We start from the raw sequence: 25,777 nt of genomic DNA on the forward strand, positions 1-25,777 counted from the left end.
GGAAACATGCTTTTTCTGGAGGCCGTCATGGCCAAGACTGATATTGCGCGCCGCGTCTACAATCACGCATGGAAGCTCGATCCCATCGTCCGCAGCCTTCTGGATACGGACTTCTACAAGCTTCTGATGCTGCAGATGATTTGGGGCCTTTACCCCAAGGTGGACGCAACCTTCTCGCTCATCAACCGCACGACCTCGGTGCGCCTTGCCGATGAGATCGATGAGGGCGAATTGCGTGCGCAGCTCGACCACGCCCGCACGCTGCGCTTCTCCAAGAAGGAAATGATCTGGCTGGCGGGTAACAGTTTCTATGGCCGCAAGCAGATTTTCCAGCCCGAGTTCCTGAACTGGCTGCACGATTTCCAGCTTCCGGAATATGATCTGCGCCGCAAGGACGGCCAGTACGAGCTGCATTTCCATGGACCGTGGTCGCACACGACCATGTGGGAAATTCCCGCACTTGCCATCATCAACGAGCTGCGTTCGCGCGCGGCGATGAAGAACCTCGGACCGTTTTCGCTCGACGTGCTTTATGCGCGCGCCAAGGCGAAGATGTGGAGCAAGGTTGAACGCCTGCGCCAGCTGCCGGGGCTGAAGATTTCCGACTTCGGCACGCGCCGCCGCCATTCCTTCCTGTGGCAGCGCTGGTGCGTCGAAGCGCTGAAGGAAGGCATCGGCGATGCCTTCACCGGCACCAGCAATGTGCTTCTGGCCATGGATACCGATCTTGAAGCACTTGGCACCAATGCGCATGAATTGCCGATGGTGCTGGCAGCTCTTGCCAGGAGTGACGAGGAACTGCGCTCAGCCCCCTATCGCGTGCTGCAGGACTGGAACCGTTACTATGGCGGCAATCTTCTGATCGTTCTGCCCGATGCTTTCGGCACGGCTGCCTTCCTGCGCAATGCGCCGGACTGGGTTGCCGACTGGACCGGCTTCCGCCCCGACAGTGCCCCGCCCATCGAAGGCGGCGAGCGCATCATCGAATGGTGGAAGTCACGTGGCAAGGACCCGCGTGAAAAGCTGCTGATCTTTTCCGACGCGCTCGATGTGGACACGATCGAGGAGACTTACCGTCACTTCGAAGGGCATGTGCGCATGAGCTTCGGCTGGGGCACCAATCTCACAAATGATTTTGCAGGCTGTGCCCCGAAGGAAATCGAAGGGCTGAACGCGATTTCGCTCGTCTGCAAGGTGACCGATGCCAACGGCCATCCGGCGGTCAAGCTTTCCGACAATCCGCAAAAGGCGACCGGAGACCCGAAGGAAGTGGCGCGTTATCTCAAGTTCTTCGGAAATGAGGAGCGGGTGGAGCAGCTCGTCCGCGTGTGACGAGCTGCAACGAATAACTATTCCATCAACCGTGCGGTGCCGGAAACGCGGATAGAGCCGCCGCGCTCATTGCCGATCTGGGCGCGCAGATGTGACGGACTGCCCATATCCTCGCCCTGAAAGACTTCGATCTCGCCGCCATGCGGCCAGCCGCTATCACGCAGATAGGCGGCAAAGGCCGCCGTGGCCGCGCCAGTCGCCGGGTCTTCATAAACTCCGCCGGAGGCAAACGGGTTGCGGCTGTGGAAGCGCTTCGGCGTCTCGGAATAGATGAGCAGGATCGTCGTCCAGCCTTGCCGCTTCATCAGGATGCGCCCGCGCACCATGTCGTAATGCATCGAAGCCAGCTTTTCGCGTGAACGAAGCGGAAGCACGATATGGTCCGCCCCGGCATGGATCAGGGCGGGTGCCAGACCGGGTGCCAGATCATCTTGTTCGAAACTGAATAGTGCCAGCGCCTGTTCCACTTCCGCATCATTGGCGGCACGCTGGCGCGTCGGTGGCGATTGCAGGCTGGCCGCAAACAGCTCGCCTTCCTTGCGGCCTTCGACGCTGATATCGCCATTGTTGAGCTTGAGTGCGAAACGTCCATCGCCCATGCGCATGGCCAACGCGGCGCCGAGAGCAATGGTAGCGTGACCGCAGAACGGCACTTCCATTTCCGGTGCAAAATAGCGAACGCGCCAGCTATCGTCCTCCGGCGCAGCAAAGACGGTTTCGGAAAAGCCCACATCCTTTGCGATTTTCTGCATATCTTGCGGGGAGGGGAGGCGATCGGCAATCAACACTCCAGCGGGATTGCCGCCCTGATTGCCTTGCGAAAAGGCAGCAATGCGCAACACGTCCATGGTTTCTCCTCGCCAGTCTGATTCGTGTCCCGCCCACCCCTATAAAAGGCGTGAAATGTGGCTGGTCAAGCAGTCTGTCGGCTAGCGGAAACTATCAACAGCATAGGTCTTTCCATTTCCTCCGACAGTGCTGGCCATGCCGCGATCTGCTCTGGCGACGGATGCCATTCCTCCAGCCGGTTGATGGCAAATCCGGCCTCAATCAGCGCATTGACGGAGGTGCTGAGGCGGCGGTGATATTTAATGACACCCTCTGCCAGCCAATCGGTTCGCCTTTCAGCTTCCACTGCATAATGATCGACCGGCCAGCGCTTCCGGCCGTTGCCTTCCTCGATCCAGCCCGGCGTAAGCGGCGCCATGAAGATCGGATGCTCAATCGTGAAAACAAAGCAACCTTCTGGCCGCAAAGCCGCATGGATCGCTTTCAAAAGACGCGGAAAGTTGCGGATATAGTGAAAGGCCAAAGAACTGTAGACGAGATCGAAGCTTGCTTCTGGAAGTTCCAGCCCTTCCATGTCGGCCTGAATGTAGCGAACGGCGTCATCCTGTGTGTCGCGGCGTGCGCGTTCGAGCATGTTTTCTGAAAGGTCGTAGCCGATGACGGATGCAGCACCCTGTTCGCGAGCAAAGCGGCAAAACCAGCCGAAACCACAACCGAGATCGGCAACGTTACGGCCGGTCAGGTCGGGCAAGAGCGAGCGGACAAAGGGCCATTCAGGCGCGCCTTCCAGCCCATACACGGAACGTGGCAACTGGCTGTAAGCGGCGAAGAAATCGTCGCGATCATAAATATTCTGGGACATGGTCTATCGTTCGGTCAGTGCGAGTTTTGCCCCGAGCGCGACGAAGGCGGCAGCAAAGCTGCGGCGCATCCATGCAAGCACAGCGGGGCGCGAGATGATCTGGTTACGGACGGCGGCTGCGAACACACCGTAGAGCGCAAACACCACGAATGTCATCGCCATGAAGACGAGAGACAGTTCCACCATACGGTCAACCGTCCCGCCCTGCTGCCTATTTACGAACTGCGGCAGGAAGGCAAAGAAGAATATCGACAGTTTGGGGTTCAGCAGATTGACGAGGATCGCCGACCAGATGACCTCACGGTCCGAACGCGGCGCGTCGTTGGTTTCGATCTTCAGTGTGCCATGTTCCTTGAGCGTCATCCACGCCATATAGAGCAGATAGGCAACGCCTGCATATTTGATGACCTCGAAAGCAAGTGCGCTGGTATGGAGCAGAGCCGCCAGCCCCGTCACGGCAGCCAGCATATGCGGTACGATGCCGAGCGTGCAGCCTAGCGCGGCAATGACCGAGGCCCGTGCGCCACGGGACAGCCCTGCCGCAAGCGTTACCAGAACGCCAGTACCAGGCGATGCAACGATGATGAAGGATGTCAGCAGAAATTCGATGCTCATGATGTTCTGGACTCCTGTTCGGACCTTGTCGGAAAAGGTTGACGCAGGCCGGACGCATCATGTCACGGCTTTGCCTTGCGTCAATCCTTCATCTCATGTGCCCATGGCGGGTTTGCACCTGCACGCGAGACGGTGACGGCAGCAGCCCGGACCCCGAGCGCGACGGCGGAATGAATCTGGTCTTCAGTCAGTTCGGCAAGCGCGTCCTTGTCGAGAAGGCCCTGATTGTGAAGGCTGGCGAGAATGCCCGCATTGACCGTGTCGCCCGCGCCAACGGTGTCGATCACGTCCACTTTCACACCCGGCACGCGCACGGTTGCCTTGGTCGTATAGGCGTCAGCGCCATGCGCGCCCCTGGTGATGACCACCAGTTTCGGTCCGAGCTTCAGCCATTCGGCTGCGATTTCGTCGTGACTGCCCTTTTCGCCAAACCAGGCGAGGTCTTCGTCTGAAAGTTTCACGATATCGGCGAGCGCGATCATGCGCTTCAGGCGCGCCAGATGTTTTTCGCGGTCGGTGATGAAGCCAGCACGGATATTCGGGTCGAGGAACATAACCCGCCTTGGTGCCTCACGCCCCATCAGCGCTTCATAGACGCTGCCGCACGGTTCAGAAATCAGGCTGATGCAGCCGAACAGCATGGCGTCGATGGCATCATCGACATAGGGCATGTCGCTCTCGGCCAACATGCGGCCAGCAGTATTTTCATCATAGAAGGCGTAACGCGCCTGCCCATCGACCAGACGCACGAAAGCCAGTGTCGTTGGTCGATCCGAGATTGCGGCGAAGGAATAATCGACATTGGATCGCGCCAGATTATCGCGCAGCACCTCGCCGAAAAAATCGGACGAAATGCCTGAAAAGAAACCGGTCGGGACTTCGAGGCGTCCAAGCGCGATGGCCGTGTTGAAGACGGAGCCACCTGCGAAAGGCTGGAACGCGGTTTCCCCCGCTGCGGTTTCGCGTGGCAGCATGTCGATCAGGGATTCACCGCAGCAAAGGATCATGGAAGCGTCACTCGGAAGTTAAATCGATTGAATGGAGATAAACAAAAAGCGCAAAGAATTTCAATCTCCGCGCTTTGTTAAGATGTCAGACGTGCTGGCCGCCATTGATATGAATTTCCGAACCCGTCACATAGGATGAGGCCTCGGAGCAGAGGAAGTAGATGGTTTCCGCCACTTCCGATGTCTTGCCGAGGCGGCGCATCGGAAGCTGTTCCACCAGCTTGTCGGTTCCCGGTGAAAGGATCGCCGTATCGATTTCTCCCGGTGCAATGGCATTGACGCGGATACCGTAAGGGCCGAAGTCGGAGGCCATTTCGCGGGTCAGGGCAGCAAGTGCGGCCTTCGATGTAGCATAGGCGGTTCCGGCAAAGGGGTGCACGCGGCTACCCGCGATCGAGGTCACATTGACCACCGAGCCATGTGCAGCCTCGAGTTCCTTGAACAGGCCACGTGCCAGCATGATCGAGGCAAGGAAGTTGACCTGAAATACATCGCGCCAGACCGCCATGGGCGTTTCGATGGAATTCATGCGGCGTCCGCCCTCCGCCTTCGGCGAAATGCCTGCATTGTTGACCAGTGCATGAAGTTTGCTGCCATCGGCTTCGAGACGGCGGCGGATTTCGGCGATTGCCTTGCCGACATCTTCCTGATCGGCGAGGTCGACCTTGATGTGATCTTCCGGACCGGCGGGCCAGGGGCAATTGTCGGAAAAATCCTGTCGCGAGCAGGTGATGACGCGCCACCCGGCCCGCGAAAAACGCTTCACCGTCGCATGGCCGATGCCACGGCTGGCACCGGTCAGGACCAGAGTTTTACGTTCGGTATCCGCCTTGGGAGTATCGGAACCGGCAACGTCTGTTTTGGTGACTTGGGACATGGAAACCTCGCTCTCCAATCTTGAATAGACCAAGCCGTTCAAGATTTCGAGGGGAATTAAAGCGCATCACGAAAAGTGTGAAACGGTTTTCGGTTTTAATGCGCGTTAGCGGAAATAGTGAGAGCGCCGATCTGATTCAGTCAGATCGAAACGCGCTCAAACAAGCTTGTATTGAAGCTGCTTCACTTGATCGCGAGTAAAGGCCGCCAGTGGCGGCCTCTATTGATGTTACTGTGAATTACCCATGATGATATCGAGCAATGTCGTGGATTTTCCTGGCTGCTGCGGCTGCCCGCCGCCCACATCGCCTGGCGGCATCGGGCGGTAATTGTCATTGGCATTGGCCGGGTAAGTCGCAGCTCCGGGCTGTTCGGCCAGTGGGCGGCCCGTCTCATTCGACTGCTGGATACCGCTGCGGGCAGCGGAATCCGGAGCAGGTGGCCAGTAGCCGTCATCACCATTAGCGGCCATCGGCTGATTGCCATAGGAATCCTGCGGCATCATGCCGGGATCGTAAGGCGCATTCGGATCGATGCCGTCGCTGCCACCGGGAACGACGTTCTGGATATCGTAATGGCCGGGAAGCTCGGCAACCGGCACGCCCTTATGTGCTTCCTTCATGAAGTTTTTCCAGGCGGCGACCGGCAGGGTCGAACCGAACACGCGCTTCATGCCCTTGCCGTCATCATTGCCGAACCATACACCGGTTGTGAGGTTGGCCGTATAGCCGACAAACCACGCATCGCGGAAATTCTGACTGGTGCCGGTCTTGCCTGCTGCGGGCCAGCCGAAGGCGGCGCGCTTTGCCGTCCCGTCTTCCACCGTGCGCCGCAGCATGGCGTTCATCATGCCGACATTGCGTTCATCGATGACACGCGGGCCAACGCCATCTTCCTTCTGATAAAGAACCTTGCCGTCGGAATCCGTCACCTTGGTGATGAAATAGACCGGCGCGCGATAGCCGCCATTGGCAAAGGGCACATAGGCATCGGTCAGTTCCAACAGGGTCACTTCCGACGTGCCGAGTGCCAGCGAGGCATTGGCTTCGAGTTTGGACTGAACGCCGAGCCGGTGGGCCGTGTCGATCACGGTCTGCGGGCCGACTTCCATCACGAGCTGCGCCGCAACGGAGTTCAGTGAATGAGAAAGGGCGGTAGCCAGCGTCACCTGTCCCATATATTTGCCGTTATCGTTGCTCGGTGTCCATTTGCCAATACGAACCGGAGCATCGTTGCGTACCGAGTCCGGTGTCCGGCCTTGTTCGAGCGCTGTCAGATAGACGAAGGGCTTGAAGGATGATGCAGGTTGGCGGTGAGCATCGGTGACACGGTCGAACTGGCTTGTGGCGTAATCGACACCGCCGACCATGGCGCGCACTGCGCCAGTACTGTCAATGGAAACGAGCGCGCCCTGGCTGGCATTCATCTTTTTCCCATTTTGGGAAATCTGGTCCTTGATCGCCTCTTCGCCTGCGCGCTGCAGGTTCAGATCAATGGTGGTCTGGACGGTGATGTCTTCCTTCGCTTCACCGATCAGCTCGGGTAGTTCCGCCACAACCTTGTCGGCAACATAGTTTTCCGAGCCCTGCCAGTAGGATGGCGCGCGCGTCATCGGTTCGCTTTCGGCGATGGCCATCTGGCTGTCGTATATCATGCCTTCCTCGCGCATGGCACCCAGCACCAGCTTGGCACGTGCGGCGGCGGCTTCCGGATCACGGGCAGGTGACAGACGAGACGGTGCCTTCAGAAGACCGGCAAGGGTTGCCGCTTCCATCAGGTTCACATCCTTGGCGGGCTTGCTGAAATAACGCCGGGAGGCCGCATCAACACCGAAAGCGCCGGAACCGAGATAGACCCGGTTCAGATACATCTCAAGAATCTGGTCCTTGGTATATTTGTGCTCAAGCCAGAGCGCGAGCATGACTTCCTGCACCTTGCGCTCAAGTGTGCGGTCGGGAGAAAGAAAGAGGTTCTTGGCAAGCTGCTGGGTCAGCGTCGATCCGCCCTGAACAGCGCGGCCTGAAACAACATTGGTTACAACCGCACGGGCAAGGCCAATGGGGTCAATGCCGAAATGCGAATAGAAGCGGCGATCCTCGATAGCGATGACGGCCTTCGGGATAAAGGGCGACATTTCATGCAGGCCCACGGCCTCGCCGCCGGTAGTCCCGCGATTGGCGATCAGGTTTCCGTTGACGTCAACGATACGCACATTCGGTGGACGATCAGGAATGGCCCAATCCGTCGTCGGCGGCATCTTGGCTGCGAAATAGACCAGCATGCCTGCAAAGGCGATACCGCCCCAGAGGCCAAGTACGAGGCACCAGTAGATCGAGCGGCGCAGAAAGCCGAAAAAGCCACGCGGCTTCTTCTTGCCACGTCGTGAAGCACGTGGTTCCGGTTCTTCGGATTGCCTGCGTCGGCGCTGCTGTGAGCGTGCCATGCGATCCTCCTCGTCGACGCGAAAAACCTCGTCATCTTTTTTCTCTTCGCCACCGAAGGAAGGTTCGATGCGCCGGTTTTTATCGTCATGCGATGTCATGTCAGCCTGGATCCGCCCACCCGTTCGCCGGTCCAATCATGATGCAGACCGGTCATTCTGAATAATGTTTGCGTGCTTTACGGGATTTTGTGCCGCAAAAGCAAATAAGGGCCTAATCCGGTGCAGGGTAAATGCGGCAGTTTAAAGGGACGTAAATCGTTCACACACAAAAAAGGCTCCGCGGGGGCGGAGCCCGGTGCTGGCGACGACCGCAAGCAGGGAAGCGCCAAGTAGAATTTTGAACTTCATCGAAAACTCCTATAAAATATGCTCGATATGGATTTTAAACAGTATTTCTATGTCATGATGTATGAAACATTATGGAGATATGAATATAGTTTAGAAAAAACTTAATATACAATTTGTTATTATTCAATTTTTTCTTTAATAAAAAGCAAACTCCGAATGTTTTTCGTTCTATGTATTTTAGTTATCAATAAATTTTATCCAAATAAATTCAGGCGTATGCCAACGAAAAAAGGCCCCGCGATGCGGAGCCTTTTCAGATATGTTTTCAATCAGAATTAGAACTTATATGCGACGCCGAGGCGTACTTCGTTGGTCTTGAAGTCCTGATTGACATTCAGGCCGCCAAACTCAATGTCCTTATCGCCATAGTCGGTGTAGCGATATTCGAGGCGAACGATCAGGTTGTCGGTTGCGGCATAGTCAACGCCGGCGCCTGCAGTCCAGCCGGTAAGCGTCTTGCTTTCGGAGAAGCTGCCGATACCGTCAATGCTGCCGCTGTTTTTGATGTTGCCGAATGCAACACCACCGGCGAGGTAGGGCATGAAGCGATCAACCGCATAACCGACGCGTGCGCGAACGGCACCGGACCAGCGAAGCTTGGTTTCGAAATCGCCAACTGCGAGGTCACCGCTGTAGACATCGATGTCCTTGGAAACATCGTTGTAGGTCACGTCGCCGTCGATACCGAGAACGATGCTGTTGCCGAGATCGAAGTTGTAACCGGCATAGATGCCGCCGAGGAAGCCATCCGGCTTGACGTTGCCAAAGCTATAGACGTCACCGCTGAAATCGGACTTGCCCCAGCCGTAGCCGATCTGGCCACCGATGTAAGCACCGCTCCAGGTAAAGGTTGGTGCAACCACAACCGGAACTGGTTCCTGCTCGATGACAGCGTCGGCAGCCTTTGCGCCTGTAGCGACCACAAGGGCGACAGTCGATGCAAGAAGAAGGGCCTTGAGCTTCATGATAAACCTCCTGAAGGAAAGTCTCAGAACCAATATTTGTCCTTAATATAAGCGATTACTGTCAAAAGTCTGTAGCAAACGAGACACATCAAGGGGAATGTCGCCAGAGCGGTACACGTTAGCGTGAGCACCCTGTGAGGAGTCTTGACGTCGTCAGGCGCAATATGGCGCAGGCACGCGTAAGTTATGCCGGATGTAATTCCGCCGTTGTCGCGTTATAGAAGGCGACAGAACTTGCGGGGAAAACGGAAATGCATGACGCCAAGGGCATGAATGGGCGGGTCGACTGGGTCGATATTGCCAAGGGTATCTGCATCATCTTCGTGGTCATGATGCATTCGACGCTGGGCGTGGAGAAAGCAGCCGGTGCCCAGGGCTGGATGCAGTATGTGGTCGCCTTTGCCAAACCCTTCCGTATGCCGGATTTCTTCATGATATCAGGCTTGTTTCTCAGTCTTGTGATCGACCGGCCATGGCGGCGTTATCTCGACCGCAAGGTCGTGCATTTTCTCTATTTCTATATTCTGTGGCTGACGATCCAGTTTGCACTCAAGGCACCGGGCATTGCCAGCGAAGCCGGAGTTTCCGGTGTGGTGAACGCCTATCTGATGGCGTTCATCGAACCGTTCGGAACGCTCTGGTTCATCTATATCCTGCCTGTTTTCTTCATCGCGACACGGCTTTTGAAGCGCGTGCCGGTAGGCGTGACCTTTACGGCGCTGGCATTTCTCGAAATCCTGCCGATCCATACGGGTTGGATTATGGTCGACGAGTTCTGCTCCCGTTTCGTCTATTTCTATGCGGGTTATGCTTTTGCTCCCGCCATCTTCCGGGCTGCGGACTGGCTTCGACAGCGCCCGCTCATCGGTGTTGCCGGACTGCTGGTCTGGGGCTTGATCGAATATAAGTTCGTCTTCATGCCAGTGCCGGAAAGCCTTGCCGCGCTGATATCACCCGCAAGCGACCTTCTGGATGGGCGGGGCGCAATCAGCGATCTGCCGGTCGTTTCACTTCTCCTGGGCCTGGTGGGTGCGCTGGCAATCATTTGCATATCTTCGCTCCTCAGCCTGCTGTCGGCCAGAAACTGGCTGCATCAAGGCTTGAGCTGGCTCGGTGCGCATTCGATTGTCGTCTATCTGGCTTTCTTCCTGCCGATGGCCATTGCCCGCACAGCGCTGCTGAAACTCGGCATTGGCGATATCGGTACAGTCTCGCTCCTGACGACAGCCAGCGGCGTCATCGGTCCGGTCATTCTTTATGGCTTTATCCAGTGGAGCGGTTACGGACAGTTTCTGTTCCGCCGTCCCGGCTGGGCCTATATCGATCAGGCGCCGCAAAAGAAGACGGCGGCTACCGCCGCCGTTTGATCTCATCACGAATGGGCGAAAATGTCGTCCTCGGGCCAGCCCATCAGATCGAGTTCCGAGCGCGTTGGCAGGAACTTGAAGCAGGCTTCGGCCTGTTTCGCACGGCCATCGCGTTCCAGCCGCTGATCGAGCACGGCTTTCAGACGATGCAGATAGAGCACGTCGGAAGCCGCATATTCGAGCTGCGCAGCTGACAGTGTTTCCGCTCCCCAGTCCGATGATTGCTGCTGCTTGGAAATCGAAACGTCGAGAAGCTCGTTGCAAAGCTCTTTCAGGCCATGGCGGTCCGTATAGGTACGGGTCAGCTTCGATGCGATCTTGGTGCAGAACACAGGTTGCGGCATGGTGCCGAAAGCCTGTGCCAGCACGGCCAGATCGAAGCGGCCAAAATGAAAGATCTTGGTGATCGAGCGATCCTTCAGAAGCTTGACCAGATTGGGGGCCTTCTTCTGACCGGCTTCAATCTGAATCACATCTGCCGTGCCGTCACCGGGTGAAATTTGCACCACGCAAAGCCGGTCGCGATGCGGGTTCAGGCCCAGCGTTTCGGTGTCGATGGCGACCGCATCGACCTGATAGTTATCGAGGTTCGGCAGATCGTTCTTGTGAAAACGGATGGTCATTCAATTATCCTTACTTCGCGGCAGTAGCCGCCATAATACGCGACCTACTTGGCGGCGATAGCCGCCATAATACGTGCCCAAGAGCGTTGTCCCTTGTGGAAGGAGTTCAGCTCGTATTTTTCATTGGGCGAATGGATGCGGTCATCTTCGAGGCCAAAGCCCACCAGCAGCGATTCCATGCCGAGGAACTTGTCGAAGTCGCCGACAATCGGGATTGAGCCGCCCATGGCGATCAACACGGCTGGCTTCGGCCATTCGTCGGAAAGCGCATCCTTGGCCTTAGAAACAAGCGGTGAATCGTAGGGTAGCTGGATGGCTGGCGAGCCGCCATGCGGATGGAACTCGACCGAACAATCGGCTGGCAGACGTTCCTTGACGAACGTGCGGAAGGCTTCGCGGATTTTGACGGGGTCCTGCTTGTGGACAAGACGGAACGAAACCTTGGCGGAAGCTTCCGCTGCAATGACGGTCTTGAAGCCTTCGCCGGTATAGCCGCCGGTGATGCCGTTGACTTCAGCGGTCGGGCGCGCCCATGTCAGTTCCAGAACGCTGCGGCCTTTTTCGCCGGATGGAATGGACAGACCGATCGGACCGAGGAAGTTTTCAGCCGTGCGGCCAAGGCTTTCCCATGACTTCAGAATCTGCGTCGGTGTTTCTTCTACGCCCTCATAGAAATCGGGAACTGTCACACGTCCGGTTTCGTCGTGCAGGTCGGCCAGAATTTTTGTCAGGATGTGGATCGGGTTCGCCGCAGCACCGCCGAAGAAGCCGGAATGGAGATCGCGATCGGCTGCCTTGATGACGATCTCCTCGCCGACGAGACCGCGCAAGCCCACGCTGATGGCAGGTGTTTCTGCGTCCCACATGGCCGTGTCGCAGACGAGTGCCACATCGGCCTTCAGCTCTTGCTTGTTGGCGTCGAGGAACGGCTTCAGCGATGGCGAGCCGGATTCCTCTTCACCTTCAAACAGGAGTGTCACCTTGACTGGCAGATTGCCATTGATCGCCTTGTATGCGCGACAGGCTTCCACAAAGGTCATGAGCTGGCCCTTGTCGTCGGACGTGCCGCGACCGGTCAGGATCTTGCGGCCATTACCCACGTCCTTGATAGCCGGATCGAAAGGATCGTTTTCCCAAAGATTTAGCGGATCGACCGGCTGCACGTCATAGTGACCATAGAACAGCACGTGCGGCGCATCCGGTGTCGCGCCTTCATGATGGGCAACCACCATTGGGTGGCCGGGCGTGTCGCGCACACTGGCATCGAAACCGATTGTCTTCAAATCTCCGACGAGCCATTCCGCAGCCTTGCGGCAATCGGCCTTGTAGGCCGGGTCGGTCGAAATCGACTTGATCCGCAAAAGATCGAACAGGCGATCGAGGCTCTGATCGAGATTGGCGTCGAGGTGGCTGAGTACTTTGTCGAGCGATTGCGCAGACGATTGCTGGGACATGGAAACTTCCTGACGAGTCGTAACGTAAACTGGCGGCACACTACAACCAGCGTCGTCAGGATGAAACCCGGTTTGGAAGAAAGAAGAGCCTCGATAAAATGAATTGGCCGTTACGGTGAGGGGGTACCGCAACGGCCATGTCACTACACTCAAAGCGGCAGCCCGGAGAGGGGAATGAGGCTACCGCTAACATCCGGCATCCAACGGGGGACGGGTCAGAAAACCGGCGACCGACGAACTGTCGATGATTGAGATTTGGCCTTTCAACTGTGGCTATTCAAGGGCACGGAAGATTACAAATCTGTAACAAACGTGTTACCGCGACGTGATGGATTTTCTTTCACGTGGACGGATGTTTCTCCTGACACGGGAGTGGTTTTCTTTAGGCGTCATTTCCTCTAATTCTAGCTTATGAAAAAAGGTGATCATCTCTTTCTCGTTGACGGTTCGGGCTATATTTTCCGCGCCTATCATGCCCTGCCACCGCTGACCCGCAAGACGGATGGTCTGCCGGTCGGCGCCGTCTCGGGCTTCTGCAACATGCTATGGAAGCTCTTGAAAGATGCGCGCAACACCGATGTGGGCGTGGTGCCGACCCATTTCGCGGTCATCTTCGATTATTCGTCGAAGACGTTCCGCAATGAAATCTATCCTGAATACAAGGCCAATCGCACCGCGCCGCCGGAAGATCTCATTCCCCAGTTCGGCCTCATCCGTCAGGCAACGCGCGCGTTCAATCTGCCCTGCATCGAGAAGGAAGGTTTCGAGGCTGACGACCTGATCGCGACCTATGCCCGTATTGCCGAGCAGGCTGGCGGCGATGTCACCATCGTTTCGTCCGACAAGGATCTCATGCAACTCGTGACGTCAAGCGTATCGATGTATGACAGCATGAAGGACAAGCAGATTTCGATCCCGGAAGTGATCGAGAAATGGGGCGTTTCGCCGGAAAAGATGATCGACCTGCAATCGCTTACTGGCGACAGCACCGACAATGTTCCTGGCATTCCTGGCATCGGGCCGAAGACGGCGGCGCAATTGCTGGAAGAATTCGGCGATCTCGATACGCTTCTGGTCCGCGCTTCCGAAATCAAGCAGAACAAGCGTCGCGAGAACATTCTGGCGTTTGCCGACCAGACGAAGATTTCGCGCGAGCTGGTTACACTCAAGACTGACGTGCCGCTGGATGTCGATCTGGACAGTCTGGTGCTGGAGCCGCAGAACGGCCCGAAGCTGATCGGCTTCCTGAAGGCTATGGAATTCACTTCGCTCACCCGCCGGGTGGCCGAGGCGACTGACACCGACGCATCGGCTGTCGAGCCGTGCCATGTGGAGACAGACTGGGGCGCAGACGCTCATGGTCCCGATGTCGATGTTCCCGCCAAAGCTGATAATGCTGCGTCGCAACCGACACCCGCTGTCGCTGCCTTGGATCAGGGCTACACGCCGAAGGCGCTCGCAGAAAAGCGGGCGACAGAAGCTACCGCACAGACAATCGATACGGGCGCTTATACCTGCATTCGCGATATCGCCACGCTGAAACTCTGGCTCGCAGAGGCGGTTGAAACCGGTGTTTTGGCCTTCGATACGGAAACGACGTCGCTTGATCCGATGCAGGCGGAGCTGGTTGGTTTTTCTCTGGCCTTGGCGCCGGGCAGAGCCGCTTATATTCCGCTCCAACACAAGTCTGGCGCCGGTGATCTTCTCGGCGGCGGCATGGTCGAAGGACAAATTCCGCGGGATGAGGCGCTGGCCGCTTTGAAGATCGTGCTTGAGGATGCTTCCGTTCTCAAGATCGCGCAGAACATGAAATATGACTGGCTGGTCATGCGCCGCCATGGGATCAATACAGTCTCGTTCGACGATACGATGCTGATTTCCTATGTGCTTGATGCTGGCACGAGTAGCCATGGCATGGACCCGTTGTCCGAGCGTTGGCTCGGTCATACGCCAATTCCCTATAAGGACGTGGCGGGAAGCGGCAAGAGCGCTGTCAGCTTCGATATGGTCGATCTCGACCGTGCCACGGCTTATGCGGCAGAAGACGCCGATGTGACCTTGCGCCTGTGGCAAGTTCTGAAACCGCGTCTTGCAGCTGAAGGACTGATGTCGGTCTATGAACGTCTGGAACGTCCGCTGGTCGATGTTCTGGCGCGCATGGAAGAACGCGGCATTGCCGTTGACCGCCAGGTACTGTCGCGTCTTTCCGGCGATTTGGCACAGGCTGCCGCTGCCTATGAAGACGAGATTTACGAACTGGCAGGTGAAAGATTCAATATCGGTTCGCCCAGGCAGCTTGGCGATATTCTGTTTGGCAAGATGAGTTTGTCGGGCGCGTCGAAGACCAAGACCGGTCAATGGTCCACGTCTGCGCAGGTGCTGGAAGACCTTGCTGCGGAAGGTCATCCGCTGCCGCGCAAGATCGTCGACTGGCGTCAGCTCACCAAGCTCAAATCCACCTATACCGATGCGCTACCGGGGTTCATCAACCCTGAGACCAAGCGTGTTCATACGTCCTATGCGATGGCGTCCACTTCGACCGGACGTCTTTCGTCATCCGACCCGAACCTGCAAAATATTCCGGTTCGCACCGCAGAAGGCCGCAAGATCAGGACAGCCTTCATTGCCGAACCCGGTAACAAGCTGGTTTCTGCCGATTACAGCCAGATCGAACTGCGCGTGCTGGCCCATGTGGCCGATATCGCGCAACTGAAACAGGCCTTTGCCGACGGCATAGACATTCACGCCATGACGGCATCCGAAATGTTCGGTGTGCCGGTGGAAGGTATGCCGTCGGAAGTGCGTCGACGCGCCAAGGCAATCAATTTCGGCATCATCTATGGCATTTCCGCATTCGGTTTGGCAAACCAGTTGTCGATTCCGCGCGAAGAAGCAGGGCAATATATTCGGACCTATTTCGAGCGCTTCCCTGGCATCAAGGACTACATGGAGGCGACCAAGGCTTTCGCGCGTGAGCATGGTTATGTCGAAACGATTTTCGGCCGCCGTGCGCATTATCCCGATATCAGGGCATCCAACCCGCAGGTCCGCGCTTTCAACGAGCGCGCTGCCATCAATGCGCCAATACAGGGTTCCGCCGCCGACATTATCCGCCGCGCCATGATCCGCATGGAAGATGCGCTGGCGGAGCAAAATCTTGCCGCGCGCATGTTGTTGCAAGTGCACGATGAACTGATCTTCGAAGTGCCTGATAATGAAGTCGAAAAGACCATACCGGTCGTTCGTCACATTATGGAAAATGCGGCGATGCCTGCCGTCTCGCTTGCTGTACCGCTGCATGTCGATGCGCGCGCAGCGCATAACTGGGATGAGGCGCATTAGAGCGCATTCCGAAAAGTGTGAAACGGTTTTCGGGCCAAATGCGCGTCAAAAAGACCAGAGCGGCGGTACGATTCAATCGGATCGAATTGCGCTCTGAGGTTTGGCCGGTTGACCTGAGCGGTCCAACCCTATAGGGAAGCATCAATTCTGTTGCTTCGGTGGTCGTCAGGGGAGTCGTGGACAAGTGGGTTCACGACCAATGGGTATACGGCTTGAGAAGCTTTTTTCGTGAAAGTGGTTCATGTCTTTGCCCGAAACCATCGCTCCGGCTCTGTCCGGAGCATTAGCCGCTCGCGGTTATAATACACTCACCGCCGTTCAAAACGCCGTTCTGGCGCCTGAAACGCTTGATGCCGATCTTCTCGTTTCCGCACAGACCGGATCAGGCAAGACGGTCGCTTTCGGCCTCGCAATGGCCAACACCATCCTCGAAGACGAGCTGCGTTTCAGCGATGCCGGTGCGCCGCTTGCCATGATCATCGCGCCGACGCGCGAACTGGCACTTCAGGTTCGCCGCGAGCTGGAATGGCTTTATGCCGATACCGGCGCGCGCATCGCATCCTGCGTTGGCGGTATGGATATCCGCACCGAGCGTCGCGCGCTGGAACGTGGCGCTCATATCGTTGTCGGTACGCCAGGACGTCTACGCGATCACATTACCCGTGACGCTCTCGACATGTCGGAGCTGCGTGCTGTCGTTCTCGATGAAGCCGACGAAATGCTCGACATGGGCTTTCGCGAAGATCTCGAATTCATCCTCGGCGAAGCACCGGAAGACCGCCGCACGCTGATGTTCTCGGCAACCGTGCCGAAGCAGATTGCCCAGCTTGCCAAGCGCTTCCAGAACGATGCACTTCGCCTCACCGTCCAGAGCGAAACCAGCCAGCACGCCGATATCGACTATGTCGCCATGCCGGTGCCGCCGCATGAGCGCGACCACGCGATCATCAATACGCTGCTCTATTACGATTCCCAGAACTCGATCATTTTCTGCTCGACCCGCGAAGCGGTGAAGCACATGGCAAGCCGGCTTTCCAATCGCGGCTTTGCCGTGGTTGCGCTGTCGGGCGAATTGAGCCAGGCCGAACGCAACAATGCATTGCAGGCAATGCGCGACGGTCGTGCCCGCGTCTGCGTGGCAACCGACGTTGCTGCGCGCGGCATCGATCTGCCCAATCTCGACCTTGTCATTCATGCCGATCTTCCGAACAATCCCGAGACGATGCTGCATCGTTCGGGGCGTACGGGTCGTGCCGGTCGCAAGGGCACCTGTGTGCTGGTTGTGCCGTTCTCGCGTCGCCGCACTGCAGAGCGCCTTCTGCATATGGCGAAGCTCGATGCGCAGACGGTTCCGGCACCAAGCATCGCTGCTGTTCAGGCCAAGACCAATGAGCGTATTTTGAATGCGGAAGTCTTCAACCAGCCGGTTGAAGAAGAATATCAGGATCTCCTGAAGGCGCTGACCGAGCGTTATACGCCGGAACAGATTGCCGCCGCTTTCCTCAACCGCGAAGTGGCTTCCTATCCGGCAGCGGAAGAAGTTTCCGATGCACCGGTGCATCCGGTTGGTGGCAAGAAGCCCAGAGATCGTTTTGAAAAAGGCGAACGTTCTGATCGTGGCGACCGCTTCGAACGCGGCGAGCGTCGTGAGCCGGGCGAACGTTTCGACCGCAATGCACATTTTGACGGTGTTTGGTTCTCGGTTTCTGCCGGTCGCAAGCATCGCGCCGATCCGAAGTGGCTGCTGCCGCTCATCTGCAAGGCGGGCGATGTTTCCAAGCGCGATGTCGGTTCGATCAAGATTTTTGACAATGAAACCCGCTTCGAAATCACGGCTTCGAAGGCCGATGAGTTCCGCCGTTCGGTCGAAGAACGTGGTACCGGCGAAAAGGGTCTTGTGATCCGCACTGCCGTTGCAGGTGCAGGCGGTGACGCTGCTCCGCGCGAAGGCAAGGGTGGTTTCAAACCACGCGGCGACAAGTTCAAGGAAGGCGGCTTCCGGGATGGCTACAAGAGCGACGGCTATAAAGGCGACAAGTGGGACAAGCCACGTGATTTCTCCCGTGGAGACGACTTCAAGAAAGATGGCTTCAAAAAGGGCGGTAAAAAGCCTGAAGGCGGCGGTTACAGCAAGAAGCGTCGCGGCGAGTAAATAACACGATAAAAGAAAAGCCCGCTAAATAGCGGGCTTTTCTTTGGGTATTATAAAACCCCGAGAAGCTTTCCGGCTCTTCGGGGTTTGTGTTTTTTAAACGTCCAGATTGGCAACGCTCAGCGCGTTTTCCTGAATGAACTCGCGCCGCGGTTCCACGTCGTCGCCCATCAGGCGCGAAAAGAGTGAATCGGCATCGGTCGCATCTGTCACCTTGACCTGCAGCAGCGAACGCACGTTCGGATCGAGTGTGGTTTCCCAAAGCTGTTCGGCGTTCATTTCGCCCAAGCCTTTGTAGCGCTGCAGGGTCAGGCCCTTGCGGCCCGTCGCAAAGATTGCGTCGAGCAGGCCCATCGGGCCGGAAAGTGTCTCTACCTTGTCCTTGCGGCGCAGCACAGGCGGCTCGGCAAAGACCTCTGACAAACGCGAAGCCACGCGATCGATCTGACGGGCATCGGCAGAACCGAGCAATGCCATGTCGAGAATGGCAATGTCCTTCACGCCGCGCACCATGCGCTCGAAGCGGTAGCCGCCATCTTCCGTTACATGTGCTTCCCAACCACGTTCGGTTTCTTCCGAGATCATGTCGAGACGCTTTGCAACAGTATCGGCGGAACGCTGTGCGGTTGCATTGTCCCTTGATGCATCCGGATGCAGGAGCCCTGCGATGGCAGCCTGCTCCACCACGCGACGGTCATAGCGCGTGTGAAGACCCGCCAGAAGCTGACGCATAGTGCGAGCATCTTCCACCACCGAACGCAAGTCAGGCCCGGCGCGAACTTCGCCGCTTGCCATTTCCAGCTTGGCTTCTTCAAGACCTGTCTCGATGAGGAAGTCTTCGAAGGCGGCCTCGTTCTTGATGTATTGCGAGGACTTGCCGCGCGAGACCTTATAGAGCGGCGGCTGGGCGATATAGATATGGCCGCGCTCGATCAGTTCCGGCATCTGCCGGAAGAAGAAGGTTAGCAGCAATGTACGAATATGCGCGCCGTCGACGTCAGCATCGGTCATGATGATGATCTTGTGATAGCGCAGCTTGTCCGGGTTGAAACCGTGCGTTTCATCCTTGCCGATTGATGTACCGAGCGCAGTAATCAGCGTGCCAACCTGATCGGACGAGATCATGCGGTCGAAGCGGACGCGTTCCACATTGAGGATCTTTCCGCGCAGCGGCAGGATGGCCTGGTTTTGGCGCGAACGACCGCTCTTTGCAGAGCCACCTGCCGAGTCACCCTCGACGATAAAGATTTCAGACTTGGCCGGATCGCGCTCCTGACAGTCGGCAAGCTTGCCGGGCAGGGACGTCACGCTCAGATTGCTCTTGCGGGTGATGTCGCGCGCCTTGCGGGCAGCTTCACGTGCAGCGGCTGCCTGAATGACCTTTTCAACCACGACCTTGCCACCAGCCGGATGTTCTTCCAGCCACGTCGAAAGCGCTTCGTTGACGAGGCTTTCCACAACGGGGCGAACTTCCGAGGAAACCAGCTTGTCCTTGGTCTGCGACGAGAACTTCGGATCAGGAACCTTGACCGAAAGAACGGCGGTCAGGCCTTCGCGGCAGTCATCGCCGGTCAGCGTCACCTTTTCCTTTTTGGTCATGCCCGAAGCATCGGCATAGCCCGTCACCTGACGGGTCAGCGCGCCGCGGAAACCGGCCAGATGCGTGCCGCCATCGCGCTGCGGGATGTTGTTGGTGAAGCACAGCACCTTCTCGTGGTAGGAATCGTTCCACCACATGGCGACTTCAACCGTCATGCCGTCTTTTTCACTGCGGATATAAATCGGCTCTTCCAGAAGCGATTTCTTGCTCTGGTCGATATATTTCACGAATTCCACAAGCCCGCCATCATAGTGCAACTCATGCTCAACCACATCCGCATGACGGCGGTCGGTGAGCTTGATGCGCACACCGGAATTGAGGAAGGCGAGTTCGCGCAGGCGGCGCTCCAGCGTATCGAAATCGAATTCGACCATGCTGAAAGTATCAGGCGAGGGCAGGAAGCTGACTTCCGTACCCGTCTCCGCACCGGCATCACCGGTTACCACGAGCGGGGCATCGGCCACGCCATGGGTAAAGCTCATCTCATGAATCTTGCCGGCACGACGGATCTTCAGCTTCAGCCAGATCGACAGCGCGTTCACAACCGAAACGCCAACTCCGTGCAGACCGCCGGAAACTTTGTAGGAATTCTGGTCGAACTTACCACCGGCGTGAAGCTGGGTCATGATGACCTCGGCCGCTGAAACGCCTTCTTCCTTATGGATGTCGGTCGGAATGCCACGACCATTATCGGTCACGGTGCAGGAGCCGTCCGGGTTGAGGGCGACAGTGACAAGCGTGGCATGTCCTGCCAGCGCTTCGTCGATCGCATTGTCCACGACCTCGTAGACCATATGATGCAGGCCGGAGCCGTCATCCGTGTCACCGATATACATGCCGGGACGCTTGCGAACAGCATCCAGGCCTTTCAGAACACGAATGGAATCCGCGCCATACTCGGCGGGGGCTTCGGAATTCATCTCGGGCATCTCGCTCATGAAAATCTTTCGAAAAACGCGCTGCGAATGCAGCTTCAAAGATATGTCGAATCACGCGACAAACATGGCTTTAATATAGGTGCTAAAGGCTTTTTTTCCAAATTTTGGCGGTAAATTTGCCGGGGATTCCGGCAGTTGGTTCATATGAGAACAGTACCGGTGCCGCTTGGCTTCTGGAACCGCCACAATTGACGCTTATATCGGGTTTGACGGGGGCGTTCTCGACCTGTTTTATGACGAAAGGAACGCTTGATGGAAATTGCGAACGTCATGAGCGAAAGACCGGTTCCATTTGTGCCGCCCGCACCGCGCCCGCGCGAAAAGCCGGTGGGGCGTTTCGAGATGATGCGGGTCGTCTACAAGAACCCGCTCGAGCTTTGGGGGGAGCCTTCCTATAACGAGCGGTGGATTTCCGTCAGTTGGTTCGGCATGAAAACCATCATCGCCAATGATCCGGGGCTGATCCGCCATGTGCTGGTCGACAATGCAGCCAATTATCCCATGTCCGCCATTCGTCAGCGCGTGCTACGCCCCTTGTTGCGCGACGGCCTGCTGACGGCTGAAGGCCAGGTGTGGAAGCGGTCGCGAAAAGCCATGGCGCCGGTTTTCACGCCGCGTCATATCGGTGGTTTTGCCGAGGCCATGCGCGACCGGTCGCTGCAGTTCGTTGAGCGATACAAGACCCCCGGTACGATTACCGATGTCGCCCATGACATGACGCTCCTGACCTATGATATTCTGGCGGAGACGCTGTTTTCCGGCGAGATCGCAGGCGATCCAAACGACTTCGCCCACCAGATCGACAAGCTGTTCGAGACCATGGGGCGGGTCGATCCGTTCGACCTTCTGGGGCTGCCCGACTGGCTGCCGCGCCTCACGCGGTTGCGCGGACAGCAATCGCTTGGTTTCTTCCGCGAGCTGGTCTCAAACACGATCGCGCTGCGTAAAACGCGCATGGACAAGGGCGAAGACGTGCCGAGCGACTTCCTCACCCTGCTGTTGCGGGCCGAAGGACCGGACGGCCTGAGCCGCTCCGAAATCGAGGACAACATCATCACCTTCATTGGTGCCGGTCACGAGACGACCGCCCGTGCGCTTGGCTGGACGCTTTATCTGCTCGCGAAGGCACCGCGTGAACGCGAGCGCATCGAATTGGAAATCGACGGATTTTTTGCAAAAGGCGGACGTGATCTGCCGCCGCAGGAATGGCTGGCATCGCTGCCTTTCACACGTGCGGCCTTCGAGGAAGCTATGCGACTATATCCGCCAGCGCCGTCGATCAATCGCGAGGCGGCAACCGACGATACATACGATGACTTGCAAATCCCGAAGGGCGCGACCGTACTGGTTATGCCATGGGTCATTCATCGTCATAGGCTCTACTGGGACCAGCCGGACGCTTTCATGCCTGACCGCTTCTGGCCCGAAAACCGCGACAAGCTCGACCGTTTCCAATATTTGCCTTTTGGGGCAGGCCCGCGCGTCTGTATCGGCGCAAGCTTTGCCTTGCAGGAGGCTGTGATTGCACTCGCCATCCTGCTCGACGGTCGTCGTTTCGAGGTGCTGGAAACGACGAAGCCATGGCCCGTGCAGAAGCTCACTACTCAGCCGCAAGGTGGTCTACCGATGAAAGTGATGAAGCGCTGATTAGCTCTTAAGGCGTTCAGCGTGCCATTTCAGATGATCGTCCATGAAGGTTGAGATGAAGAAATATGAATGGTCATAGCCTTCACGCATATTGAGCGTGAGAGGAATGCCAGCCTTCTTGCAAGCCTCTTCCAGAAGCCATGGACGCAAGCCATCATCAAGAAAACCGTCTGCGGTACCCTGATCGACCAGAAATTCCGGGAACCGATAGCCGTCTTCGATGAGCAGCGTGGCGTCATAGGCGCGCCAAGCCCGTTCTTCTGGTCCGAGATATTTCTCCAGTGCCGGTCTGGACCAGCCTGCCGTCGAAGGCTGGACGATGGGTGCAAAGGCGGATGCTGACTTGAAGCGATCCGGGTTCTTAAGCGCAATTGTCAAAGCGCCATGTCCGCCCATGGAATGGCCAGTGATTGCTTGCCGCGACATATCGAGTGGAAATTCGCGTGCCACCAGATTGGTCAGCTCTTGCGTAATGTAGCTGTACATCTGGTAGTTTTTGGCGAAAGGTTCCTGTGTGGCATCAACATAAAAACCGGCACCCTTGCCGAATTGCCAGTTATCGGGTTCATCCGGAATGTCATCGCCGCGCGGGCTTGTATCTGGGAAAATGACGGCAATTCCCAACTCTGCGGCCATTTGCCGATATTCGCCTTTGTCCATGACATTCTGATGCGTGCAGGTGAGGCCGGAAAGATACCAGAGTACAGGCATCGGACCGTCTTTTGCCTGCGGCGGCAGGAAGACGGCAAAGGTCATGTCGCACCGGTTCGTCTCGCTTTTGTGGCGATAGACGCCTTGCGTTCCATCAAAGCACTTTGCAGTCGAAATCGTTTCCATAGAAAATTTCCAGTTTTGTTCAGCTTCCGAGCGCCACCGCAACATTGACAGAAGCGGCGACCAGCACGGTATTGAAGAAGAAGGAGACGATGCTATGCAGCAGCGTTACCTTGCGCATGGCAGGCGTCGTCACGCTCGTATCGGAGGTTTGCGCCGTCATGCCGATGACATAGGCGAAATAGGCAAAATCCCAGCCGGATGGTTCTTGTGTGCCGGGGAATTCAAAGCCGCCACGATAATGGCTGGCATGGCTGGTATCGCCGCCCGCAGGCTCACCTGGCTGCCAGTATACGTGCGCATAATGGATCGCCGTCATCATATGAATGGTGAACCAGCCGAGAGGCACGGAAGCGAGTGTCATCACAAGTGAGAATGTATCGGCCTTTTTCTCGCCGTTGATGAGAATGAACAGCGAGACGATTGCGACGAGAACGGTCGCGAAAGTCACCAGAAAGATGATCCAGACAGGTTCGTCAGCACTTGCGGCGTGCTTTTTCAAAAAGCTGGCCGTGAGCTTTGGCAGGGCAGATGCCGCCAGCCCCAGATAGAGCACGAAGAAGCAGTTTGCACCGATGACCGGGGCAAGAGGGCTTTTGAAAAGCCAGGCAATGATGAATGTTGCTACGCCACCAAGAGCGCCAAGATAGAACGACATATGGCGGCGCAGCAGAAACATCAGGCTGCTACTTCCTTTGGATTTAACCGCATATCGACATGCGGTATACCATCTTCGAGATACTCTTCCGAAATCGCGACAAAGCCGAACGACCCGTAGAATTTCCGCAAATGGCTTTGTCCGCCAAGTTCGATCGCGATGTTCGGGAATCGTTCATGTGCAAATTCTACCGACTCTTTCATCAGGCGCTGGCCGAGCTTGTAGCCGCGATAATCCGGTGCCACGACAACGCGCCCGATTTTCACCGGTTTGCCAGCCTGTTCAGGTGGCAGAACTCGCAGGCTCGCTGCAAGTTCCTCGCCATCGAGAATGCGCAAGTGAAATGCCTCGAAATCCTTGCCGTCGATCTCCGGATAAGGGCATTTCTGCTCGACCACGAAGACGTCCACGCGCAGCTTCAGCATCGCATAAAGCGCGCGCGGGCCCAGATTGTCGAGTTCATCCCATTGGGAAACGAGAAGCTTTTCACTCATCAGTAGACAATCACCGAGCGAATGGACTTGCCTTCATGCATCAGATCGAAAGCCGTGTTGATTTCATCAAGCGGCATGGTGTGGGTGATAAGATCGTCGATGTTGATCTTGCCTTCCATGTACCAGTCAACGATTTTTGGCACGTCGGTGCGACCGCGCGCGCCGCCGAAGGCAGTGCCTTTCCAGACGCGGCCGGTGACCAGCTGGAATGGACGCGTGGCAATTTCCTTGCCCGCTTCCGCCACACCGATGATGATCGATTCACCCCAGCCGCGATGGCAGCATTCCAGCGCCTGACGCATGACGTCGGTATTGCCGGTGGCGTCGAACGAATAGTCCGCGCCGCCGTCGGTCAGGTCCTGAATAGCCTGCACCACCTTGTCATTGCCGATCTCGCGCGGGTTGATGAAGTCGGTCATGCCAAATTTCTTGGCCATCTCGACCTTGGATGGATTGATGTCCACGCCGATGATCTTGTCGGCACCAACCATGCGTGCACCCTGAATGACATTGAGGCCAATGCCGCCAAGACCGAACACAACAACATTGGAACCCGGGCGAACCTTTGCCGTGTAGATCACGGCACCGATACCGGTCGTCACGCCGCAGCCAATGTAGCAGATCTTGTCGAAAGGCGCGTCTTCGCGGACTTTGGCGACAGCGATTTCCGGCAGAACGGTGAAGTTCGAGAAGGTCGAGCAGCCCATATAGTGGAACACTTCGCCGCCATCGCAGGAAAAGCGGGTGGTGCGGTCCGGCATCAGGCCCTGGCCTTGCGTGGCGCGGATCGAGGTGCAGAGGTTGGAGCGCTGCGACAGGCAGGTTTTGCACTGGCGGCATTCCGGCGTGTAAAGCGGGATGACATGATCACCTGGCTTGACGGAGGTGACGCCTGCGCCCACTTCGCGAACAATGCCCGCGCCTTCATGGCCAAGGATCGCCGGGAATTTGCCTTCGGAATCAAGGCCCGAAAGGGTGTAGGCATCTGTATGGCAAACGCCCGTCGCCATGATTTCGACCAGCACTTCGCCAGCCCGTGGACCGCCAATCTCGACTGTTTCGATGGTGAGCGGCTTTTTCGCCTCCCACGCAACGGCTGCGCGTGATTTCATGACGATGTTTCTCCCTTTCAGTCTATCTTAGAGCAACGCACTCATTTGAGGTAGGTGCGTAAAATCCGCATGATTTCGTCGATTTGTGTATCGGGGTCAGCTTTGGTTTCCTGCCCAAATGTCTCACGGAAGTGACTTTCCAGCACTTCCGCCATCAACCCGTTGGCCGCACCGCGCAGTGCTGCAATCTGCTGCAACAATGCCGCGCATTCCGTGCCAGCCTCCACCGCGCGCTCCAACGCTTCGGCCTGTCCGCGAATGCGGCGCAGGCGAGTCAAGGCGCGCTTCTTGTCTTCCGGTGAATGCGGCATGGAAACTC

The 25,777-nt window shown here is 57.1% G+C and carries 20 protein-coding genes; 5 read left to right on the forward strand and 15 right to left on the reverse strand.

Going from position 1 to position 25,777, the window contains the following annotated elements; translation table 11 throughout:
• Positions 1 to 27 precede the first annotated feature (27 nt).
• The gene (pncB, locus tag AAE521_RS16170; protein ID WP_342061845.1) at positions 28 to 1,332 is read left to right on the forward strand and encodes a nicotinate phosphoribosyltransferase; all 1,305 of its coding nucleotides are present in this window, start codon (positions 28 to 30) and stop codon (positions 1,330 to 1,332) included.
• Positions 1,333 to 1,349: 17 nt separating this feature from the next.
• Here the strand turns inward: pncB and AAE521_RS16175 are convergent, their stop codons facing one another.
• The 7 genes from AAE521_RS16175 to AAE521_RS16205 form a co-directional block, all read right to left on the reverse strand.
• Positions 1,350 to 2,180, reverse strand: a complete 831-nt coding sequence (locus AAE521_RS16175) for a PhzF family phenazine biosynthesis protein (RefSeq protein ID WP_342061846.1) — start codon at positions 2,178 to 2,180, stop codon at positions 1,350 to 1,352.
• Between the two features lie 65 nt (positions 2,181 to 2,245).
• Entirely contained in the window at positions 2,246 to 2,983 is a 738-nt protein-coding gene (locus AAE521_RS16180; protein ID WP_342061847.1) for a class I SAM-dependent methyltransferase, read from the reverse strand.
• 3 nt (positions 2,984 to 2,986) lie between these two features.
• Positions 2,987 to 3,598: a LysE family translocator gene (locus AAE521_RS16185; RefSeq protein WP_342061848.1), complete on the reverse strand. Its 612-nt coding sequence runs from the start codon at positions 3,596 to 3,598 to the stop codon at positions 2,987 to 2,989.
• 80 nt (positions 3,599 to 3,678) lie between these two features.
• On the reverse strand, positions 3,679 to 4,605 hold the full coding sequence (locus AAE521_RS16190; protein ID WP_342061849.1) for a carbohydrate kinase family protein: 927 nt from the start codon (positions 4,603 to 4,605) through the stop codon (positions 3,679 to 3,681).
• 85 nt (positions 4,606 to 4,690) lie between these two features.
• Entirely contained in the window at positions 4,691 to 5,482 is a 792-nt protein-coding gene (locus AAE521_RS16195) for an SDR family NAD(P)-dependent oxidoreductase (protein ID WP_010657966.1), read from the reverse strand.
• Between the two features lie 228 nt (positions 5,483 to 5,710).
• Positions 5,711 to 8,023: a transglycosylase domain-containing protein gene (locus AAE521_RS16200; protein ID WP_342061850.1), complete on the reverse strand. Its 2,313-nt coding sequence runs from the start codon at positions 8,021 to 8,023 to the stop codon at positions 5,711 to 5,713.
• Positions 8,024 to 8,547: 524 nt separating this feature from the next.
• The gene (locus tag AAE521_RS16205; RefSeq protein ID WP_071632891.1) at positions 8,548 to 9,237 is read right to left on the reverse strand and encodes an outer membrane protein; all 690 of its coding nucleotides are present in this window, start codon (positions 9,235 to 9,237) and stop codon (positions 8,548 to 8,550) included.
• Between the two features lie 251 nt (positions 9,238 to 9,488).
• Here AAE521_RS16205 and AAE521_RS16210 point away from each other — a divergent pair, with 251 nt between their 5' ends.
• Complete coding sequence (locus AAE521_RS16210) at positions 9,489 to 10,604, forward strand: acyltransferase family protein (protein ID WP_342061851.1); 1,116 nt, start codon at positions 9,489 to 9,491, stop codon at positions 10,602 to 10,604.
• Positions 10,605 to 10,609: 5 nt separating this feature from the next.
• Here AAE521_RS16210 and AAE521_RS16215 read toward each other — a convergent pair whose 3' ends face one another.
• Positions 10,610 to 11,227 (reverse strand): ribonuclease D, encoded by a 618-nt coding sequence (locus AAE521_RS16215; RefSeq protein ID WP_342061852.1) that lies wholly within the window; start codon positions 11,225 to 11,227, stop codon positions 10,610 to 10,612.
• Positions 11,228 to 11,271: 44 nt separating this feature from the next.
• Positions 11,272 to 12,681 carry a dipeptidase gene (locus tag AAE521_RS16220; protein ID WP_342061853.1) on the reverse strand — a complete coding sequence of 470 codons (1,410 nt, stop codon included), beginning with the start codon at positions 12,679 to 12,681 and terminating at the stop codon, positions 11,272 to 11,274.
• 411 nt (positions 12,682 to 13,092) lie between these two features.
• On the opposite strand from AAE521_RS16220, the gene polA reads away from it, so the two are divergent.
• Together polA and AAE521_RS16230 are read left to right on the forward strand one after the other, a co-directional pair.
• Entirely contained in the window at positions 13,093 to 16,023 is a 2,931-nt protein-coding gene (polA, locus tag AAE521_RS16225; RefSeq protein ID WP_342061854.1) for a DNA polymerase I, read from the forward strand.
• Positions 16,024 to 16,264: 241 nt separating this feature from the next.
• A complete protein-coding gene (locus AAE521_RS16230; protein ID WP_071632896.1) occupies positions 16,265 to 18,175 on the forward strand; it encodes a DEAD/DEAH box helicase in 1,911 nt (636 codons plus the stop codon).
• Between the two features lie 96 nt (positions 18,176 to 18,271).
• Here AAE521_RS16230 and gyrB read toward each other — a convergent pair whose 3' ends face one another.
• A complete protein-coding gene (gene gyrB / locus AAE521_RS16235) occupies positions 18,272 to 20,713 on the reverse strand; it encodes a DNA topoisomerase (ATP-hydrolyzing) subunit B (protein WP_342061855.1) in 2,442 nt (813 codons plus the stop codon).
• Positions 20,714 to 20,965: 252 nt separating this feature from the next.
• Here gyrB and AAE521_RS16240 point away from each other — a divergent pair, with 252 nt between their 5' ends.
• Positions 20,966 to 22,360, forward strand: a complete 1,395-nt coding sequence (locus tag AAE521_RS16240; RefSeq protein WP_206044326.1) for a cytochrome P450 — start codon at positions 20,966 to 20,968, stop codon at positions 22,358 to 22,360.
• Here AAE521_RS16240 and fghA read toward each other — a convergent pair whose 3' ends face one another.
• The 5 genes from fghA to AAE521_RS16265 are packed head-to-tail and all read right to left on the reverse strand — an operon-like array spanning position 22,361 to position 25,769.
• Positions 22,361 to 23,197 (reverse strand): S-formylglutathione hydrolase, encoded by an 837-nt coding sequence (fghA, locus tag AAE521_RS16245; protein WP_342061856.1) that lies wholly within the window; start codon positions 23,195 to 23,197, stop codon positions 22,361 to 22,363.
• A 19-nt stretch (positions 23,198 to 23,216) separates the two neighbouring features.
• Positions 23,217 to 23,873 (reverse strand): DUF1345 domain-containing protein, encoded by a 657-nt coding sequence (locus tag AAE521_RS16250; RefSeq protein ID WP_342061857.1) that lies wholly within the window; start codon positions 23,871 to 23,873, stop codon positions 23,217 to 23,219.
• A complete protein-coding gene (locus AAE521_RS16255) occupies positions 23,873 to 24,346 on the reverse strand; it encodes a GNAT family N-acetyltransferase (protein ID WP_071632899.1) in 474 nt (157 codons plus the stop codon). The genes AAE521_RS16250 and AAE521_RS16255 overlap by 1 nt, the downstream gene beginning before the upstream one ends.
• A complete protein-coding gene (locus tag AAE521_RS16260) occupies positions 24,346 to 25,458 on the reverse strand; it encodes an S-(hydroxymethyl)glutathione dehydrogenase/class III alcohol dehydrogenase (protein WP_071632900.1) in 1,113 nt (370 codons plus the stop codon). The genes AAE521_RS16255 and AAE521_RS16260 overlap by 1 nt, the downstream gene beginning before the upstream one ends.
• Before the next feature lie 41 nt (positions 25,459 to 25,499).
• Positions 25,500 to 25,769, reverse strand: a complete 270-nt coding sequence (locus AAE521_RS16265) for a metal/formaldehyde-sensitive transcriptional repressor (protein ID WP_010657981.1) — start codon at positions 25,767 to 25,769, stop codon at positions 25,500 to 25,502.
• Positions 25,770 to 25,777 lie beyond the last annotated feature (8 nt).

Origin of the sequence: Brucella cytisi (assembly GCF_038433355.1) — a bacterium.
Classification (GTDB): domain Bacteria; phylum Pseudomonadota; class Alphaproteobacteria; order Rhizobiales; family Rhizobiaceae; genus Brucella; species Brucella cytisi.

Excerpts from the sequence above, each read along its gene's own strand:
- AAE521_RS16200 (WP_342061850.1), bottom strand. The coding sequence starts at position 8,023 with ATGACATCGCATGACGATAAAAACCGGCGCATCGAACCTTCCTTCGGT.
- AAE521_RS16220 (WP_342061853.1), bottom strand. The coding sequence starts at position 12,681 with ATGTCCCAGCAATCGTCTGCGCAATCGCTCGACAAAGTACTCAGCCAC.
- AAE521_RS16255 (WP_071632899.1), bottom strand. The coding sequence starts at position 24,346 with ATGAGTGAAAAGCTTCTCGTTTCCCAATGGGATGAACTCGACAATCTG.
- AAE521_RS16205 (WP_071632891.1), bottom strand. The coding sequence starts at position 9,237 with ATGAAGCTCAAGGCCCTTCTTCTTGCATCGACTGTCGCCCTTGTGGTC.
- AAE521_RS16210 (WP_342061851.1), top strand. The coding sequence starts at position 9,489 with ATGCATGACGCCAAGGGCATGAATGGGCGGGTCGACTGGGTCGATATT.
- pncB (WP_342061845.1), top strand. The coding sequence starts at position 28 with ATGGCCAAGACTGATATTGCGCGCCGCGTCTACAATCACGCATGGAAG.
- gyrB (WP_342061855.1), bottom strand. The coding sequence starts at position 20,713 with ATGAGCGAGATGCCCGAGATGAATTCCGAAGCCCCCGCCGAGTATGGC.
- AAE521_RS16185 (WP_342061848.1), bottom strand. The coding sequence starts at position 3,598 with ATGAGCATCGAATTTCTGCTGACATCCTTCATCATCGTTGCATCGCCT.
- AAE521_RS16250 (WP_342061857.1), bottom strand. The coding sequence starts at position 23,873 with ATGTTTCTGCTGCGCCGCCATATGTCGTTCTATCTTGGCGCTCTTGGT.
- polA (WP_342061854.1), top strand. The coding sequence starts at position 13,093 with ATGAAAAAAGGTGATCATCTCTTTCTCGTTGACGGTTCGGGCTATATT.
- AAE521_RS16265 (WP_010657981.1), bottom strand. The coding sequence starts at position 25,769 with ATGCCGCATTCACCGGAAGACAAGAAGCGCGCCTTGACTCGCCTGCGC.
- AAE521_RS16180 (WP_342061847.1), bottom strand. The coding sequence starts at position 2,983 with ATGTCCCAGAATATTTATGATCGCGACGATTTCTTCGCCGCTTACAGC.
- AAE521_RS16230 (WP_071632896.1), top strand. The coding sequence starts at position 16,265 with ATGTCTTTGCCCGAAACCATCGCTCCGGCTCTGTCCGGAGCATTAGCC.
- AAE521_RS16175 (WP_342061846.1), bottom strand. The coding sequence starts at position 2,180 with ATGGACGTGTTGCGCATTGCTGCCTTTTCGCAAGGCAATCAGGGCGGC.
- AAE521_RS16190 (WP_342061849.1), bottom strand. The coding sequence starts at position 4,605 with ATGATCCTTTGCTGCGGTGAATCCCTGATCGACATGCTGCCACGCGAA.
- AAE521_RS16260 (WP_071632900.1), bottom strand. The coding sequence starts at position 25,458 with ATGAAATCACGCGCAGCCGTTGCGTGGGAGGCGAAAAAGCCGCTCACC.
- AAE521_RS16195 (WP_010657966.1), bottom strand. The coding sequence starts at position 5,482 with ATGTCCCAAGTCACCAAAACAGACGTTGCCGGTTCCGATACTCCCAAG.
- AAE521_RS16215 (WP_342061852.1), bottom strand. The coding sequence starts at position 11,227 with ATGACCATCCGTTTTCACAAGAACGATCTGCCGAACCTCGATAACTAT.
- AAE521_RS16240 (WP_206044326.1), top strand. The coding sequence starts at position 20,966 with ATGGAAATTGCGAACGTCATGAGCGAAAGACCGGTTCCATTTGTGCCG.
- fghA (WP_342061856.1), bottom strand. The coding sequence starts at position 23,197 with ATGGAAACGATTTCGACTGCAAAGTGCTTTGATGGAACGCAAGGCGTC.